Origin of the sequence: Mycobacterium malmoense (assembly GCF_019645855.1) — a bacterium.
Lineage (GTDB): Bacteria > Actinomycetota > Actinomycetes > Mycobacteriales > Mycobacteriaceae > Mycobacterium > Mycobacterium malmoense.
Genome location: NZ_CP080999.1, coordinates 3,290,610 through 3,306,623, shown reverse-complemented (window position 1 = coordinate 3,306,623; position 16,014 = coordinate 3,290,610). Strand labels below are relative to the sequence as shown.

The window sequence follows — 16,014 nt, the reverse complement described above, 5'->3', positions numbered from 1 at the left end:
TAGGGTGGACGGGTGACACCGAACCGGGGGATCGATGCCGACTTTGTGGACCTGCCGCGCCACGACCTTGCCGAAGCCGCGTTGTCGGCGGCCACCGCGGCCGGGGCCAGCCACGCGGACCTGCGGCTTCACCGCATCAGCACGGAGATCATCCTGTTGCGCGACGGCGAGCTGGAGACCGCGGTCGTCAGCCGTGAGGTCGGCCTGGCAGTACGCGTGATCGTCGACGGCACCTGGGGATTCGCCTCGCACGCGGAGTTGGCGCCGGCGGTCGCGGCCGAGACCGCGCGCCGCGCCGTGCACGTGGCCAGGACGCTGGCGCTGCTGAACACCGAGCGCGTCGAGCTGGCCGAAGAGCCCGTCTACACCGACGCCACCTGGGTGTCGAACTATCGGATCGACCCGTTCGGGGTGCCCACACCCGACAAGATCGCCGTGCTGGAGGAGTACTCCGGGCGGCTGCTGGACGCCGGCGGCATCGACCACGTGTCGGCCGGCCTGACGGCCGTCAAGGAACAGACGTTCTACGCCGACACCTACGGATCCTCGATCACCCAGCAGCGGGTGCGGGTGTTGCCGGCGCTGGAGGCGGTGACCGTCGACGCCGAGTCGGGCGGTTTCGACTCGATGCGCACGCTCGCTCCGCCGATGGGCCGGGGCTGGGAGGCGCTGGCCGGCGACGACGTGTGGAACTGGACCGACGAGCTCGCGCGGCTCCCGGCGCTGCTGGCCGAGAAGGTCAAGGCGCCCACCGTGACTCCGGGCCGCAAGGACCTGGTGATCGACCCGACCAACCTGTGGCTGACTATTCACGAATCCGTCGGCCACGCAACCGAATACGACCGTGCGATCGGCTACGAGGCCGCCTATGCCGGAACGTCGTTCGCCACCCCGGACAAACTCGGCACCATGCGCTACGGTTCGCCGGTGATGAACGTGACGGCCGACCGCACGGTCGAATTCGGTTTGGCCAGCATCGGTTACGACGACGAGGGAGTGGCCGCGCAAAGCTGGGATCTGGTGCGCGACGGGATCTTCGTCGGCTACCAGCTGGACCGGGTGTTCGCGCCGCGGCTTGGGCAGCCGCGCTCCAACGGGTGCTCGTATGCCGACTCGCCGCATCACGTGCCGATCCAGCGGATGGCCAACGTGTCGCTGCAGCCCGCCCCCGAGGAGATCAGCACCGCCGACCTGATCGGCCGCGTCGAGGACGGCATCTACATCGTCGGCGACAAGTCATGGTCGATCGACATGCAGCGCTACAACTTTCAGTTCACCGGCCAGCGGTTCTTCCGCATCCGCGACGGCCGGCTGGACGGCCAGCTGCGCGATGTCGCCTATCAGGCCACCACCACCGATTTCTGGAATTCCATGGAAGCCGTGGGCGGCCCGTCGACCTGGCGGCTGGGCGGCGCGTTCAACTGCGGCAAGGCCCAGCCCGGCCAGGTCGCGCCGGTGAGCCACGGCTGTCCTTCGGCGCTGTTCCGGAATATCAACGTGCTCAACACGGTTACCGAGGGCGGCCGATGATCCGCGCCGGTGACGATGCAGAACGAAGTGATGCTGAGGAGCGGCGCCGATGATCCGCGCCGGTGACGATGCAGAACGAAGTGATGCTGAGGAGCGGCGCCGATGATCACCGCGCAGCACGTCGTCAACATCGTTTTGGACGAGGCGGCCAAACGTGGTGGCGCCGACGAGACCATGGTGCTGGTCACCGACAAGGTCGAGGCGACGCTGCGCTGGGCGGGCAATTCGATGACCACCAACGGGGTTTCGATCAGCCGTAGCATCACGGTGATTTCCTTTGTGTGCCAAGGCGATTGCGCACGCGTCGGCACGGTGGTGTCCGCTGAGGTGGACCCACGGGTCATTCCCGGGCTGGTGGCGGCGTCCCAGGAGGCGGCCCGCTCGGCGCCGGAGGCCGGCGATGCCGCGCCGCTGCTGGTCGATACCGGGGTGCCCGCCGATTGGGACGCGCCGGTGCCCGGCACCGGTCCCTTGGTGTTCGCCGATGTCGCCGACTGGTTGAGCCGGGCGTTTCGGGGCACCGACCGGCTGTATGGCTTTGCCCACCATAGCGTTTCGACGACGTTTCTGGCGTCCTCGACCGGACTGCGCCGGCGTTTCACGCAGCCCACCGGCGCGGTGGAGATCAACGCCAAACGCGGCGACGCCAGCGCCTGGGCGGGTGTCGGCACGGCCGATTTCGCCGATGTGCCAACGGATTCGCTGCTCGAGCAGTTGTCGACGAGGCTCGGCTGGGCTGAGCGCAGCGTCGAGCTGCCCGCTGGTCGCTACGAGACGATCATGCCGCCGTCGACGGTGGCCGACATGATGATCTACCTGGCCTGGTCGATGGCCGGCCGCGGCGCCCAGGAGGGCCGCACCGCGTTTTCCGCGCCCGGCGGTGGGACCCGGGTGGGGGAGCGGCTCACCGACTTGCCGGTGAGCCTGTTCTCCGATCCGATGGCGCCGGGCCTGGCGTGCACGCCATTCGTCGCGGTGAGCAGTTCGTCGGAGACGGCGTCGGTGTTCGACAACGGGATGGACATCAGGCACGTGGACTGGATCCGCAACGGGGTGATCAACGCGCTGGCCTACCCGCGGGCCACCGCCGCCAAGTTCGACGCCCCGGTCTCCGTGGCCGCCGACAACCTGGTGATGACCGGCGGGTCGGCCGAACTCGCGGACATGATCGCGGCCACCGAGCGCGGCCTGCTGCTGACCACGCTGTGGTACATCCGCGAGGTCGAGCCCACCACGCTGCTGCTCACCGGGCTGACCCGCGACGGCGTCTACCTCGTCGAAGACGGCGAGGTGACCGCCGCAGTCAACAACTTCCGGTTCAACGAGAGCCCGCTGGACCTGCTGCGACGGGTCACCGAGGCCGGCGCCAGCGAGAAGACCCTGCCACGAGAATGGGGGGACTGGGCCACTCGCGCGGCGATGCCGTCGCTGCGGATACCGGATTTCCATATGTCGTCGGTGAGCCAGGCGCAATAATGCTGTGATGCTGGATCAGCTGGTGGCTTTCTCTCCCGGAGACGGTCGTCTGACCGGGTTGGTGCGTCGGGTGTGCGCGCAGACGCTGTCGCTGCCGCCATTGCCCGCTTGCGTCGAGGTGGACGAGCCCGCGTCGGAGGCCGAGGCCGTCGTCGCCGAGTTCGCCGAGCAGTTCAGCGTCGACGTCTCGGCGATCACCGCCGAGCAGCGGTCCCGGTTGTTTAAGTCGTTGGGCGACCGCACTTTCGGTGTCGTCGTGCTGATGTATATCGCCGACTTCGTGCCGCGGGTGCGGGCCGGGCTGGAGGCGCTCGGTGTCGGCTCGGAGTATCTCGGTTGGGTGGACGCGCCGATCGCCTGGGACCACGTCAGCGAGCCGTCGGACATGGTGTTCAACGAGTTCCTGCCGGCGGTGGCCCGGATGCGTGCGCTGGACCCGGTCACCTCCGAGCTGGTCCGGCTCCGCGGCGCGGCGCAACACAACTGCCGGCTGTGCAAATCGCTGCGCGAGGGCACCGCACTCGACGCCGGGGGCACGGAGACGCTGTACGGCGACATCGAGCGCTACGAGAACTCGCAGTCATTGACCCCACGCGCTAAAGCAGCGCTGCGCTATACCGATGGGTTAATTTGGACCCCTGCGCACCTCGTCGCCGACGTTGCCGCCGAGGTGCGCTCCCGGTTCTCGGAGGCCGAGGCAGTGGAGCTCACCTTCGACGTCATGCGCAATGCCAGCAACAAGATCGCCGTATCGCTCGGGGCCGACGCCCCACGGGTTGAGCACGGCATCGAGCGGTACCTGCTCGACGCCGACGGTCAGACGGTGTTCAGCTGACGGCGGCATATGCTTCGTTGCGGCGTCGTGGCACCATGGGTGCCGCGCCACATCGGGGCGGTAGCTCAGTTGGTTAGAGCCGCGGACTCATAATCCGTTGGTCGCGGGTTCGAGCCCCGCCCGCCCCACGTCAGCACCCACGTCAGAGTAGGTAGTTAGCTGATCGGGGCCGCTCTTGTCCGATGTCAGGTTACCGGCCTGCTGACGCCACGGCCCGTTTGGCCGCCTCGACCAGATAGGAAGCGGCGCGGTTCATCTTCTTGCACTCGGCGGTGGATAGCGCCTGGTGGGTGTAGGCCGCCTTATTCTTCAAGCCGAGCAGAGTGCTCAGGTGTTTCTCGGATCCCTTGTCCGCCGTTGCCAGCAGAGTGACGGCTTCGCTGTGGGTCCCGCTTGACGAATACACGCCGAGCCGGACGCAGGAGATAACGTCGGAAGCGGCGATACCGGCGTCCACGAACAGATCACCCGCGGCGTTGGGCATGTCGTCTGCCAGATGCTCAGCGGCGTCGAAGAACTCAACCGCCTTATATAGGCGCCCCGTGGTGACAGCGGAATTGCACTTACGCGTCCCCGCCATCAGGCCCTCCTCGTTGTCGCAGCCTTGCCTATCGGGTGAGCTGCCTATTGAGCCATGCCCGTGTTCCGGCGACGGTCAGGCCTTGCCCGGCCACGTCGCTCAGCAGCGGCTCACCGGCAGTGGCCGCGGCGCGAAGCTCATTTTCGGTGTACTCGACGACGCGGCCGTCGTTGCCGGTCCACGCGGTGACCGACCGTGCGAGTTCGGCCACCCGTTGCTCCCACACCTCCGAATCCCCCTGGCGGCCATCGTGTTCGGGGTTGGAGGCGCGCACCAGGAACAGGTCGATGTCACTGCCGAGGGTCATCCGCCCTGTTGCCGCTGACCCGAATACCGCGGCGTACTTGAGCTCCTCTCCCCACCCTTCCAGGTGCGATTCGAGGCGGTTCAGGAACGTTGCGGTCAGCCGCGACAGCGCCAGGATCGGCTCTGCCGCAAGATGTTCGGTGTTGAGTCGGTAGGTGTTGGTCCTGCCGACTTGATCACGGAGCACCACACCTTGGACAGTCAGGCGGGTGAGGACTTTGCGGATGCCTTCCCCTGACGCGGTGGTCAGGATGCGCTGGATCTGGGCGATCGTGAACGTCGCTTCGCTGGTCGTCAGAACGCCGAGCACATCGCCGTCCAACGTCGGCGTCACCGTGGCGAACGGCCGGTTCAGCTGCATCGCCGGCCCCTTCTTTATCTACAACTAAAGTTAGAGTATCACAACTATAGTTGGAACTGTGTCGGCTGCAAAGCCATGGTGGCGATCACCGCCGCGCGGTCTCGATCGTGATGACGTTCTAGTTCTAGCGCTATCGGTAGGTGGGCACGGTGACAACTTTGAGCCATCGTTGGGCCCTGGCTGGCCTCCCTGGCCTCTCCGCCAGCTCGTTTTATTCGTCGTTTATGGTCGAGAAGCGACGAGAATCGACGGCAACGATGAGTGTCTAACGAGCATTGTAATCGGTTGGGGAACAAGCAAATACGGGACAGATTGGCTACATCGCACATGGTGGGGCGTTAATCAGTTGGTCCCGGGTTCGAGCCCCGCTGAACAGCCCCATCAGGAGCGGTGTTTTGATGATGTTTACGGCGCGGAATCGGAAACAAGTAATTTCTCTACTGCGCAGACTATCGCTCGTGACTTGTGGTTCAGGTGTGCGCTCGAAGAGACGCGAGTGCCCTTTCCACCTCATGAAGGCAATGTCCAGCAGGGCCGCATCGCGTCCACCCTTTACGCCTTGATAGTGGCGCGCGAGATGTCCCTCGGTAACCCGGCTCAAGATCCGGTGCCCACAGTGAGATACCGGTGCAGCAGGGTGTCGTTGACCTTGGTCTCGGCGTTGAAGACACCTGCGCCGGCGACCCGCGGTCCAAGCCAGGCCGTCTCTGTCGCCGGGTAGTTCGCGACGATCGCCGCTCGAGCGTCGTCGTTGCCCGCCGCCCCGAGGAGATACGCGGTGCGCTGCGCTGTTGCGCGAGACGTCGTGTTCAGCAAGCGAATGACGGTGTCGACGTCCACGTCCGTGACAGCATCGGGCAGCCACTGACCGAGGCCAGCTACGTCCTGATAGGCAGACGGACGTACCGCAATACCGACGATCAGCCCGTCGACGTTCCATGATGGCAATCCGTTGAGAGTCGTCAGCCCAACTCCGGGCAGCTTGATGCGGACGTAACGCCAATCGCCGACGAGGGCCTTAGGAAACGCCTGCTCGGCAGGGAGGGCAACGACCTCCTGCTCCGGCAACCGCTGGGCCAGCCCCAGCATGGACGCAGCCGTCTCCATCGCCAGCACGCCCCGCCAACCGGAGTCCACCGCGCGCTGCGCGCGGAACTCGATAAAGCGATCACCAGAGCCGTAGGCACCGCCGCGCGCCCCGGGCAGGAACTCCCAGGCGTGTCGGGTCCGCAGCTGTCCCAGCCAGCCGTCACGCTGGAGTTCGTATGCGAGACGGCGTGCCACCGCCTCATCGCCGTCAAGACCAGTTTGGCGCATGACCGCGGACAGCCGCGCTAACGTCACTACCAGGTCACTCTCGAGTTCGAGCTGCTCGACTATGCCGGAGACTGAGCGTGAAATGACTCGGGCCACTGTCATTCACCTCCCTTCTTTGTCCGATAATAACAAACTAAGGCTGCAAACGACAGCATCGCGAGGAGGTGTAACCGCGCACGCGGACACGGTCGACCGATAGGGGCCAACTTGGCAGGCTGGCTGGTCCAACCCGTCGAACTGCATTACGTGCGTATGGTTTGAGCAGCCCCAACGTGCATCGCCGGGCGCAAGTCTCTTGAAAAGCTGATCGAGAATCGACCAGAATCGGTGAGGGCTGTTCAGTCTATTGGAGTTCCAAATTCCTTGTAGCACAGGCATTTACCGGTTCTTCCGGATGGCTCTGGAAGATCTCAACCTAAGCGCGCGGCGGCGAACGAGCACTTCCCGGGCACAAACTGGTCCGTCATCGAAGTCGCGCGGAACGGATGGGACACGCCGCCGACGGGTACCGCCGCAATTACTAAAACCGCTTATCTTGTAGCAAGCCGCCTCTCATCTCGCGAGGTATTCAGCTACTAGTCGATGAACAGGTGTTGACGTGCAGACAATTCGATCTACGCCGCGCACCTGTGAATCCCGTAAGTCCATCAGCCTGAAGGAACGTTGAACCGCCAACCCGCGTTGAGCCATCGAGGGAATAGCCACTTGCCGATGGCATATTAACGCTGCGATTCCCACATAGCAGCCCGAAGGGGAGGGAAACATGGCGATTACGGACGTTGCGGCCTTCGCCCACTTAACCGACGCCGACATCGAGAACCTGGCCTTCGAGCTGGACGCGATCCGACGAGACGTCGAGGATTCCCTCGGCGAGCGCGACGCCCACTACATCCGCCGCACCGTCGCCGCGCAACGTGCCCTCGATGTGGCCGGTCGGCTCCTGCTGGCCGGTAGCTCGAAACGCGCGGCGTGGTGGGCGGGAACCGCCGCCCTTGGTCTGGCCAAGATCATCGAGAACATGGAGATCGGCCACAATGTCATGCATGGCCAGTGGAACTGGATGAACGATCCCGAGATCCACTCCACGACATGGGAGTGGGACATGAGTGCGGCATCAAAACACTGGATTTCCGCCCACAACTTTCAGCACCACAAGTACACCAACATCCTTGGCATGGATGACGATGTGGGCTACTTCATTCTGCGAGTCACACGTGACCAGCCTTGGGAGCGCTTCAACATCGGCAACCTGCTGTTCAATGCCCTTCTTGCACTTGGGTTCGAGTGGGGGATTGGTTTGCAGACCGTCGATCTAGAAAAACTCTTGAAGGCCGGCCCGGAGCGCGACATCACCCTGCAGCAGACGCGCGAGTTCTCGGTTAAGGCCGGCAGGCAGCTGTTCAAGGATTATGTCGCGCTGCCGGCGCTCACCTCGCTGTCGCCGGCGGCGACCTACAAATCGACGCTGAAGGCCAACGTGGTGGCCAACGTGATTCGCAACGTGTGGGCCAACGCGGTGATCTTCTGCGGGCATTTCCCCGATGGCGCAGAGAAATTCACCGAGACCGACATGATCGGCGAAACGAGGGGTGAGTGGTATCTGCGCCAGATGCTGGGCAGTGCGAACTTCGAGGCCGGTCCGGTGCTGCGGTTCATGAGCGGCAACCTGTGCCATCAGATCGAACATCACCTGTTTCCCGATTTGCCGAGCAACCGGTTGCACGAAATTTCGGTGCGGGTGCGAGCGGTGTGCGACAAGTACGACTTGCCTTACACCACGGGTTCTTTCCTGATGCAGTACGGCAAGACGTGGCGCACCATCGCCAAACTGTCGCTGCCGAACAAGTACTTGCGCGACACTGCTGACGACGCGCCGGAGACCCGTAGCGAGCGGATGTTCACCGAACTGGGGCCCGGTTTCGCTGAGACCGACCCAACAACGGGGCGTCGCCGCGGGCTCAAGACGGCGATCGCAGCGGTCCGTCGGCGCGGCCGGAGGGCACGAGTTCGGCCACCTGGTTACCGCGCCTCGTTATAGACGGGTTGGCCGCGCGCCCCATCCGGGCGATTGCCAAGAAACCCCTTCTCGAAAACCTTAGACGATGTACGTTGCCGCAGTGGGCTGCTGAAGGGCTGATCGAGAAGGAGCAGCGATGAACTTTTCGGTGTGGCCGCCTGAGGTCAATTCGGTGCTGCTGCTCGATGGACCGGGTTCGGGGCCGATGTTGTCGGCGGCGGCGGCCTGGGACGGGATCAGCAGTGAGTTGAGCGCGACGGCGAACGCCTTTAGCTCGGTAACTTCGGACTTGGCGGGCCAGGCCTGGCAAGGCCCGGCATCGGCGTCCATGACGAACACGGCCGTCCGGTATCTGGGCTGGCTGGGCGGGGCGGCCGCGCAAGCCGGACAGTCGGCGGCCCAGGCCCGAGCGGCGGCCACCGCGTATGAGGCTGCGCTGGCAACGATCGTTGACCCCGGACTGGTAACGGCCAATCGCGGCCAGCTGGCATCGCTGGTGACCTCGAACCTGTTCGGTCAAAACGCCCCTGCGATCGCGGCCGCGGAGGCCGAATACGAACAGATGTGGGCCCAGGATGTCGCCGCGATGAGCGGGTATCACCTCAGCGCGTCGGCAGCGGTCACCCAATTGGAATCCTGGGGACAAGCGCTGGAGGGTTTGCCCGGAACATCGGCCCAACTCGCCAAAACTCTGGAAAACGGGTTCGCCGTCGTCGAGCAGGAAATTCAGCAGACCCCCACAAATCTGGCCACGGTGATCACCGGGACGGCCAACACGCTCTTCGTCGATATCTTCGGGTCACCGGCCGCTCCGCCATTCTCGGCAACGCAAGCGGGGACCTTCACCGGCACGCCGTCGCTGGCAACCAGGCTTGAAGTCGCCGCGCTGTGGCCGGTAAAAGATGCCCTGGGTTTCTTCCCCGGACTCGAAACCCAACTTGCGGTGCCAGGTGACCCACTTTTATCGCTGTTTACCGGCAACAACCCGCTATTCGGGCTATTTCTCGGCAACACCCCGCCACAGTTGCTGACGTTGCTGCTGGGAGAGACGGTCCAGCACACCACATACAACGGGATGAGCGTCGTGCAGATTACTCCTGCCCATCCATCCGGCAACTACGTGGTTGCCATTCACGGCGGTGCGTTTATCTTCCCGCCCTCGCTCTTCCACTGGCTCGATTACACGGTGATGGCCTACCAGACCGGCGCGACCATTGAAGTGCCGATCTACCCGTTGCTGCAGCAAGGAGGCACCGCCGGCACGGTTGTGCCCCTAATGGCCGGCTTCATCTCCACGCAAATCGCTGCGTACGGGGCCCCGCACGTCAGCGTGATCGGTGACTCCTCGGGCGGCAACCTCGCACTGGCGGCCGCCGAATACATGGTGGCCCAGGGTGACCCGGTACCGGCGTCAATGGTTCTGCTGTCTCCATGGCTGAACCTGGCGATGACCAATCCGAATATCGCGTATGTTCAGGATCCACTGCTCTCTTCTGGGCCCGCGCAAGTACTCGGCAAGGTGTGGGCGGGCGATCTACCCGTGAGCAACTACATGGTGAGCCCGCTGAACGGGTCGCTCAGCGGACTCCCGCCGACAACCGTCTACTCGGGCAACCTGGACATACTCTCGCCCGACGTGCTTGTCCTCCAGCAGGAGGCCGCGGCCGCGGGGGCCCCGTTCAGCTTCGTGCTCGCCAACGGCGAAATACACGACTGGATCATCCTCACCGTGGACGGTCCCCAATACTGGCCGCAGATCGACCAGGAACTCGGTGTTTAACCCTGGGTCGCCTTGGCCTCGTGTTGTGGCTTACGCAGCCCTGGATCGCGGCCGGCGGCGGGTTAGATTACCCGTATGCGCGTTGTCCGCCTGCTCGGTGTAGTCCTGACGATCCTCACAGCGGGGTTGCTGCTGGCAACCCCCGCCGGCGCGCAACCGCCGTCCAAGCTTACGGATCACATCACCGACAGCACCGGGGCGTTGACGGATTCCGGTCGGGTGGCGGTCAGCTCGGCAATCGACCGGCTCTACCGCGATCGGCACATTCAACTGTGGGTGGTCTACGTCGACAACTTCTCCAGGTTCAAACCCGACAACTGGGCCGAGCGAACCCGCAGCGCCAGCGGCATGGGCGACCACGACGCGCTACTGGCCGTGGCCACGAACACCAAGCTGTACGCGTTCACCGTGCCGCCGAAGGTGCAGGGCCTCACCGCAGCCGAGTTAAACAGTCTGCGGAGCAATCAAATTGAACCAGCGGTGGGCGCCAAAGACTGGGGCCGTGCCGCGGTCGCCGCGGCTGACGGGTTGGACAAATCGGCAAGCTCACCAAAGCGGAGCTGGCTGCCGATCGCGATCGGCGTCATCATCGTCGTGGTCGTCGTCGTGGTGGTTCTCGTGCTCTATCGCGCGCGCCGCCGCCGGCGCGCCGCGCGGCGGGCCGACCCTAGCGCTGGGCAGGTGAACATTGAAGATTCGTTGCCGCAGGCGTTGTCCACCGCGGACGCCAGACTGCGCCAAATCTCCGACTACGTCACCAGGCATCGCGAGAGCGTCCGCGCCGAGGCCCAGACCCGGCTCGAAGACGCGAAACGATATTTGGCCGCGGCGCACGGCGCGGAAGCAAGCAACGACACCGAAGCGATTGCCTATGCCAACAGGGCATCGACGCTGGCCGCTCAGGCACAAACGCTGGCAAACGCCGACGTGCTAGCGGCGCACGGCCCGCGACGACGTCGGGGCACCGCATCTACGCGATGATCCATAGCTGAGCCGTTGAGCGCCAGCCTTGAACGACCCGGGGCCGCGACCGTGATAGGCGGGTGTCTCAGTCTAAGTCCACGTCCCTATACCTATCGAGGACTTTCCCAAGGGATATGTTGGGATCAGCGCCACGCGCAAGAGCGTCTTTTCCTGCCGGGAGGTCGTTTTCAAGCATGGCCAACCACAGGTCAAGTTCCGCATCATCTATGCCAGAAGTCTTGAGCTGACGTAGCCGTTGACGCTCGGTTCCAAAATCTGCTTCCGTCTTTCTTTTCGCGGTCACCTCATCCAGCGCCTTAAGCAGAACGTCGTGCTGTCGAGAGTCCGCCAGCGACGACAGTACATTCGGCAAATTCTTGATCTCGTGCCGGATCCCTTTGATCGATTTTCTGTTCAAAGCGCTTAACGTGCGCTCGATTTCGAGTGCCTGCACTCCGGCGACCTGATTGTCCGACGCGGTGGTAAGGGTCATCGCCGCAAGGTTCGTAAAGTTCATCCTCAATACGCGCCACGCACCAGCGCGTGGATCATCCGGAGCGCCGGCAGACCCAATTTTTCCCGCGTACAGAGAGACCGCAAGCCCACTTGTGCTGGTCAAGAAAGTGCGAAGGGTAGCCAGCTCCGTGTCGATTGGAATTGGAGTTTTGCGCTGCTCTCCCATGACCATCGCACCTTTGACGGAAATCGACCGTAGGGCAGCGAGCAAGGTCGCGAGATCCGTTAGTAGGGCGTGGGAAGCCCGGAACCCGCTCCCGTTCACTTGGTAGCTCGTTCGGGCAGAGCTGAGAGCCGACAGAATTGAAATCACCATCGCCGCTATGGCTAGACCTGTGGCCATTGTCGTCGCCCTTCTTTGCCCCGAGCTGGGACTCTAACGCACCAAACTGTCCCTTCCAAGGCTGAAGCGTGTCGTCCGGTGTCCATAACATGCCGCAGGACCACCACCCCAATGATGGCGGCTCTTCGTTGCGCGAAGCCGCGGTCATTTGTGTGCGAATCCGAAGAGCAATGGGCCACACGTAGTCAAGTGCGGTAACACATAGGTCAGCGCCCCCGTGCATGATTTATGTTGTGCAACAATATGTTTCGATGACCACTCTCGTTCGGCGGTAATAGGCGCTGCCGAGTCGCCTGGTGAAGAATTCGTCCCACAAAATACCTGATTGGGATGCGAAGTCCTGCTGGCTGCGGTCATGCTTGTGATACCGCGGCGGCGATCTTGGTGACGACCTCGCCTGCCTGGTTGGTGGTGTCGAATCCACACCACAGCGCGTCGATGATGATGTTGTTGCGCACTCCCATCGCGCGTTGGCAGGCAAAGCCGTCGACGCCGTCGAGGGTTTGCATGATGGTCAGCGCGGTGTCGCTCGTCACCAGCTCGCCCAAGGCCCACGAGACGGGATCCTGGTCGGGTTGCGTGATGGTCAGTGTCCGATTGGCGCAGGCGGACCACCGCGGTTCGGCTCGGCTAAAGAATTGCTGGGCCGCGTCGGCGTCGCGGAACCCGACCACGGCCTGGACCAAGGCGTGCATGTGCGCGTCGACCCGCGAGTGAACATTGTCGAGGAGCTGCCCTTGCACCGCCACCCAGTTGCTGTCTTGGTAGACGGCGGCCTCGATCGGGGAATAGGCATCCAGGCAATTCCGATTGGTACCCAGACCGTCGCTGTGCGACATCTCGGAGATCGGCCTGCGTAGCGCCATGGCCGTCGTGCCGCCGACGACATTGACGTCGCTTTCGCTGAGCAGCAGGTTCCCCAGCCGCGAGCTCAGGATCGGCGGAGGCTGCCAATGCCCCAGGTCGGGAGCCGCCGCCGGGCGCCCGATGGTGGATACGGTGCAGCCGGTCAGCATCAGACACAGGCCCGCCGCGGCGAAAAGAACGCACGCGATGCGATGGCGCGCGGTGGCAGCACCGAGGGGCGCCTTCACCGACGTTGCGATCATTTGGGTCCTCCTGTCCGGTCCCTCAACGGCACCGCTTCGGGCGCCGAACGACGACGGTGTAGCGCTTTGAGTGATCGAAACACCGCAAATACGGCAGAAATTGGCGCGATCGGGCGCACGCACGTTGCCGGAATGTCGTGCCGGGCGAGGCGTTGTACGGCTCGGTTACGAGGTTCAACATCGCCGTGAAGTTTTGCGCTCAGTGCGCGCCCAGCCATAACACCAGGAACAGCAAAACCGGTCGTGAATATGCCCGCTGTGAGGGATTTATGCGCTTTGGACAGGGGCGCGGTTCGGGCAGTGAAAAGCTACTTCAGTTGTTCGTCATCGAGAATCGACACCATGTCGTCGGTGAACACCGGTGCCCGTTGTTGGGCGCGAGCGGCGACGGCCTCTTCGAAATTGCTGGTGAGCAGTCGGATATAGAGCTGACCCAGACCCTCGGCTTGCATGTGCCCCTCGAGGCTGGTTGCATCGAGGCCGGTCCACAGCGTTCGCTTGGTCAGTTCCACCCCCGGCCGCGAAAAACTCGCGATCAGTTCGGCCATGTCCAAACAGGTGGGAAGCAGGTCCTGGGGCGCGACATGCCGCGACACCAGCCCGATGCGCTCGGCCTCTACGGCATCGACATCTCGCCCGGTGAGCATGATGTCGAAAGCTCGCGAGGTTCCAACGGCTTTGGGCAGCAGATAGCTCAGGCCAAGTTCGCTCGCACTGAGCCCGTTGTTGATACCCGCGGCCCGGAAGTAAGCGGACGAGGACGCGACACGGATGTCGGCCGCCAGCGCCAGGCACAGCCCGCCTCCGATCGCCGCGCCGTTGACCGCCGCAATCACGGGTTGGTGCATTTTCCGCAGGGTCAGCACCACATCGTCGAGTAACTCCATCGACCGTAAACCCATTGTTGGACGAGTCAATCCGTCGATATGCGGGACAGGTCCGGCGGACTTGTGGTCGGCGCCCGACGAGAAACCGCGCCCCACACCGGTCAGCACGACTACCCGAACAGTGTTGTCATAAGAGATCTCTTCCAACGTTCTCTTCAGGGGGACCATGAGATCGAATGCGACAGAATTCATCCGCTCCGGTCGATTCAACAGGACGAGGGCAATGCCTTGACGCGGCCGTTCTACCGTCACCATGCTCACCGCGAAGACCATACACTGTGTTCATGTTGTATGACCATGAATATCGGCTGCCGGTAATCCGTTGCAGGGGCAACGACGTCGACAAATCACCGATTAGGAAGCAGCGAGCCGGATGCCAGGTGCGGCGGGCGGTACTCCCAATGGCGTCGTGCACACGGAGTGGCGACAAGTGAGCGGCAACGACAATTTCGACGTGATCGTGGCCGGCGCGGGTCCCGGAGGCAGCACCTGCGCGGCATTACTCGCTCATCGTGGCCACCGCGTGTTGCTGATCGACAAGAACGCTCTTCCGGGCGGGCGCATGATGCGGCAACAGCGTGATGGGTTCACCTACGAATTGTTTCCCATCAACGGTGTTCCGTCCCGAGGATCGGTGTTCGCGCACGTCATCAAGGAACTGGCGCTGGAGCGCGAAATCCAGTTGATTACGCCCAAGGTTGTCGGGAGTTTCGCTTTCGGTCTGCCTTCCGGGGATATCGCGCATATCGAGATGAGAGATTCGCCGATAACCGCCGTAGAGATGCTGCGCAAGCTGCAGATACCGCCGCGCAAGCTAGTCGGCGATGTGCGGCTGATGATGCGCCTGCTCACCATGAAGGAGCCCGACATTTCAGCCCTTGACGACGTGACGGTCCATGAGCTGCTGACCCGGTATAACCCCTCGCCTTCGATATATGGTCTGCTCGGAACGCTGTCCGAAGGCGCGTTGGAAACTCCCGCCGATGTGGCATGCGCCAGCGAGTTCGTTCGGATTTATCAGCAGTCGTCCAAGCAGGGGTCCAGCCGCTACGTTGTCGGCGGCTATGGCCACATGTTTGAAGTCTTCACCGACGTCGTGCGGCGCAACGGCGGTACGGTCCGTCTCGGCGAGAAGGTTCATCGCATAACTGTGGACGACGGTCGGGTCACCGGGGTGGAAACGGACGCGGGAACGTTTCGTGCCCCCGCAGTCATTTCGAATGCGTCGATTCCTACGACCGTGCTCAGTCTCGTTGGGCGCGAGCACTTCGACCGCGGCTACCTCAACTATGTCACCGACCTCCACCCCGGCTGGGGCTTCGTCGGTTACCGTGCGTTCATCCCGCGCGAAGTCCTCAAGGGATATACGAATATCTACTTTTCGCACAACACCGTGGTGACTTCGAGGCAGTGGGCCGAGGCGGCCAAGACGGGCATACCGCCAAAGGACGCGTATGTGTTTGTCGGGACGAATTCGGTCTATCGGGGGATGGCTCCAGCTGGCCGGCAGTTGGTGTATGCCGGAATGACCTCGCCTTCGCATCCCAACCTGGACCCGGCCCCGTATCTGGCCAGAACGCGCGAGATCGTCGACCGGGTGTGGCCCGGATTGCTCGATGGTGCCGAGCGGCTTGAATCCTTCGGTCCCGCAGCCGTTTCCGAAGTTGGTAGCGCCTCGGTGCTGCCGGGTCAAGGTGGTGAGGTCTACGGGCTGGCGCAAACCGTCGGCCAATGCGGCCGGCATGCGCCCACGGCTAAATCGCCGGTGCGCGGGCTGTATTTCGTGGGTTTCTCCACTGGCCAGGGGCTTGGCACCCATGGAGCCGCGGATTCAGCCGTCAAGGTCGCCCGCGAGGTCGACAGGTATATCAATGTGCATCGCGATCGCTGGCAACTTGAGCAATTGATCTAGAGCGGCCCGGGCCGCAGATCGTGGCGACCATGCTGGAGGGCTACCCTGATCGGCTGCAACCATACACTCTAGACGTGGCGCG

The 16,014-nt window shown here is 63.5% G+C and carries 13 protein-coding genes and 1 tRNA gene; 8 read left to right on the top strand and 6 right to left on the bottom strand.

Annotated features, from left to right (window positions below; genetic code table 11):
* The first annotated feature begins 12 nt into the window (after positions 1-12).
* From K3U93_RS15345 to K3U93_RS15330, 4 genes are all read left to right on the top strand, one after another.
* Positions 13-1,530, top strand: a complete 1,518-nt coding sequence (locus tag K3U93_RS15345; protein ID WP_083010448.1) for a TldD/PmbA family protein — start codon at positions 13-15, stop codon at positions 1,528-1,530.
* A gap of 102 nt (positions 1,531-1,632) precedes the next feature.
* The gene (locus K3U93_RS15340; RefSeq protein ID WP_083010449.1) at positions 1,633-3,006 is read left to right on the top strand and encodes a TldD/PmbA family protein; all 1,374 of its coding nucleotides are present in this window, start codon (positions 1,633-1,635) and stop codon (positions 3,004-3,006) included.
* A 7-nt stretch (positions 3,007-3,013) separates the two neighbouring features.
* Entirely contained in the window at positions 3,014-3,841 is an 828-nt protein-coding gene (locus K3U93_RS15335; RefSeq protein WP_083010450.1) for a carboxymuconolactone decarboxylase family protein, read from the top strand.
* A gap of 54 nt (positions 3,842-3,895) precedes the next feature.
* A tRNA-Ile gene (locus tag K3U93_RS15330) sits at positions 3,896-3,969 on the top strand.
* Positions 3,970-4,031: 62 nt separating this feature from the next.
* Here K3U93_RS15330 and K3U93_RS15325 read toward each other — a convergent pair.
* The 3 genes from K3U93_RS15325 to K3U93_RS15315 form a co-directional block, all read right to left on the bottom strand.
* A complete protein-coding gene (locus K3U93_RS15325; protein WP_083010451.1) occupies positions 4,032-4,421 on the bottom strand; it encodes a hypothetical protein in 390 nt (129 codons plus the stop codon).
* A 28-nt stretch (positions 4,422-4,449) separates the two neighbouring features.
* A complete protein-coding gene (locus K3U93_RS15320; protein ID WP_139796914.1) occupies positions 4,450-5,088 on the bottom strand; it encodes a nucleotidyltransferase domain-containing protein in 639 nt (212 codons plus the stop codon).
* Between the two features lie 597 nt (positions 5,089-5,685).
* On the bottom strand, positions 5,686-6,501 hold the full coding sequence (locus K3U93_RS15315) for a type IV toxin-antitoxin system AbiEi family antitoxin (protein ID WP_176219948.1): 816 nt from the start codon (positions 6,499-6,501) through the stop codon (positions 5,686-5,688).
* Between the two features lie 667 nt (positions 6,502-7,168).
* Between K3U93_RS15315 and K3U93_RS15310 the strand changes: the two genes are divergently transcribed.
* The 3 genes from K3U93_RS15310 to K3U93_RS15300 all read left to right on the top strand — a co-directional run bounded on the left by K3U93_RS15310 (position 7,169) and on the right by K3U93_RS15300 (position 11,183).
* On the top strand, positions 7,169-8,443 hold the full coding sequence (locus K3U93_RS15310; protein ID WP_083010452.1) for a fatty acid desaturase family protein: 1,275 nt from the start codon (positions 7,169-7,171) through the stop codon (positions 8,441-8,443).
* Positions 8,444-8,558: 115 nt separating this feature from the next.
* On the top strand, positions 8,559-10,202 hold the full coding sequence (gene lipY, locus K3U93_RS15305; RefSeq protein ID WP_176219949.1) for a triacylglycerol lipase LipY: 1,644 nt from the start codon (positions 8,559-8,561) through the stop codon (positions 10,200-10,202).
* A gap of 75 nt (positions 10,203-10,277) precedes the next feature.
* Positions 10,278-11,183: a TPM domain-containing protein gene (locus tag K3U93_RS15300; RefSeq protein WP_083010453.1), complete on the top strand. Its 906-nt coding sequence runs from the start codon at positions 10,278-10,280 to the stop codon at positions 11,181-11,183.
* 67 nt (positions 11,184-11,250) lie between these two features.
* On the opposite strand, the gene K3U93_RS24975 is transcribed toward K3U93_RS15300, so the two are convergent.
* From K3U93_RS24975 to K3U93_RS15285, 3 genes are all read right to left on the bottom strand, one after another.
* Positions 11,251-11,847, bottom strand: coding sequence for a hypothetical protein (locus K3U93_RS24975; RefSeq protein ID WP_230981292.1), 597 nt, complete (start codon positions 11,845-11,847; stop codon positions 11,251-11,253).
* Positions 11,848-12,377: 530 nt separating this feature from the next.
* Entirely contained in the window at positions 12,378-13,133 is a 756-nt protein-coding gene (locus K3U93_RS15290; protein ID WP_083010454.1) for a sensor domain-containing protein, read from the bottom strand.
* 308 nt (positions 13,134-13,441) lie between these two features.
* On the bottom strand, positions 13,442-14,281 hold the full coding sequence (locus K3U93_RS15285) for an enoyl-CoA hydratase (RefSeq protein WP_286671061.1): 840 nt from the start codon (positions 14,279-14,281) through the stop codon (positions 13,442-13,444).
* Positions 14,282-14,450: 169 nt separating this feature from the next.
* Here K3U93_RS15285 and K3U93_RS15280 point away from each other — a divergent pair, with 169 nt between their 5' ends.
* Entirely contained in the window at positions 14,451-15,932 is a 1,482-nt protein-coding gene (locus K3U93_RS15280) for a phytoene desaturase family protein (RefSeq protein WP_176219950.1), read from the top strand.
* The last annotated feature ends 82 nt before the right edge of the window (positions 15,933-16,014 follow it).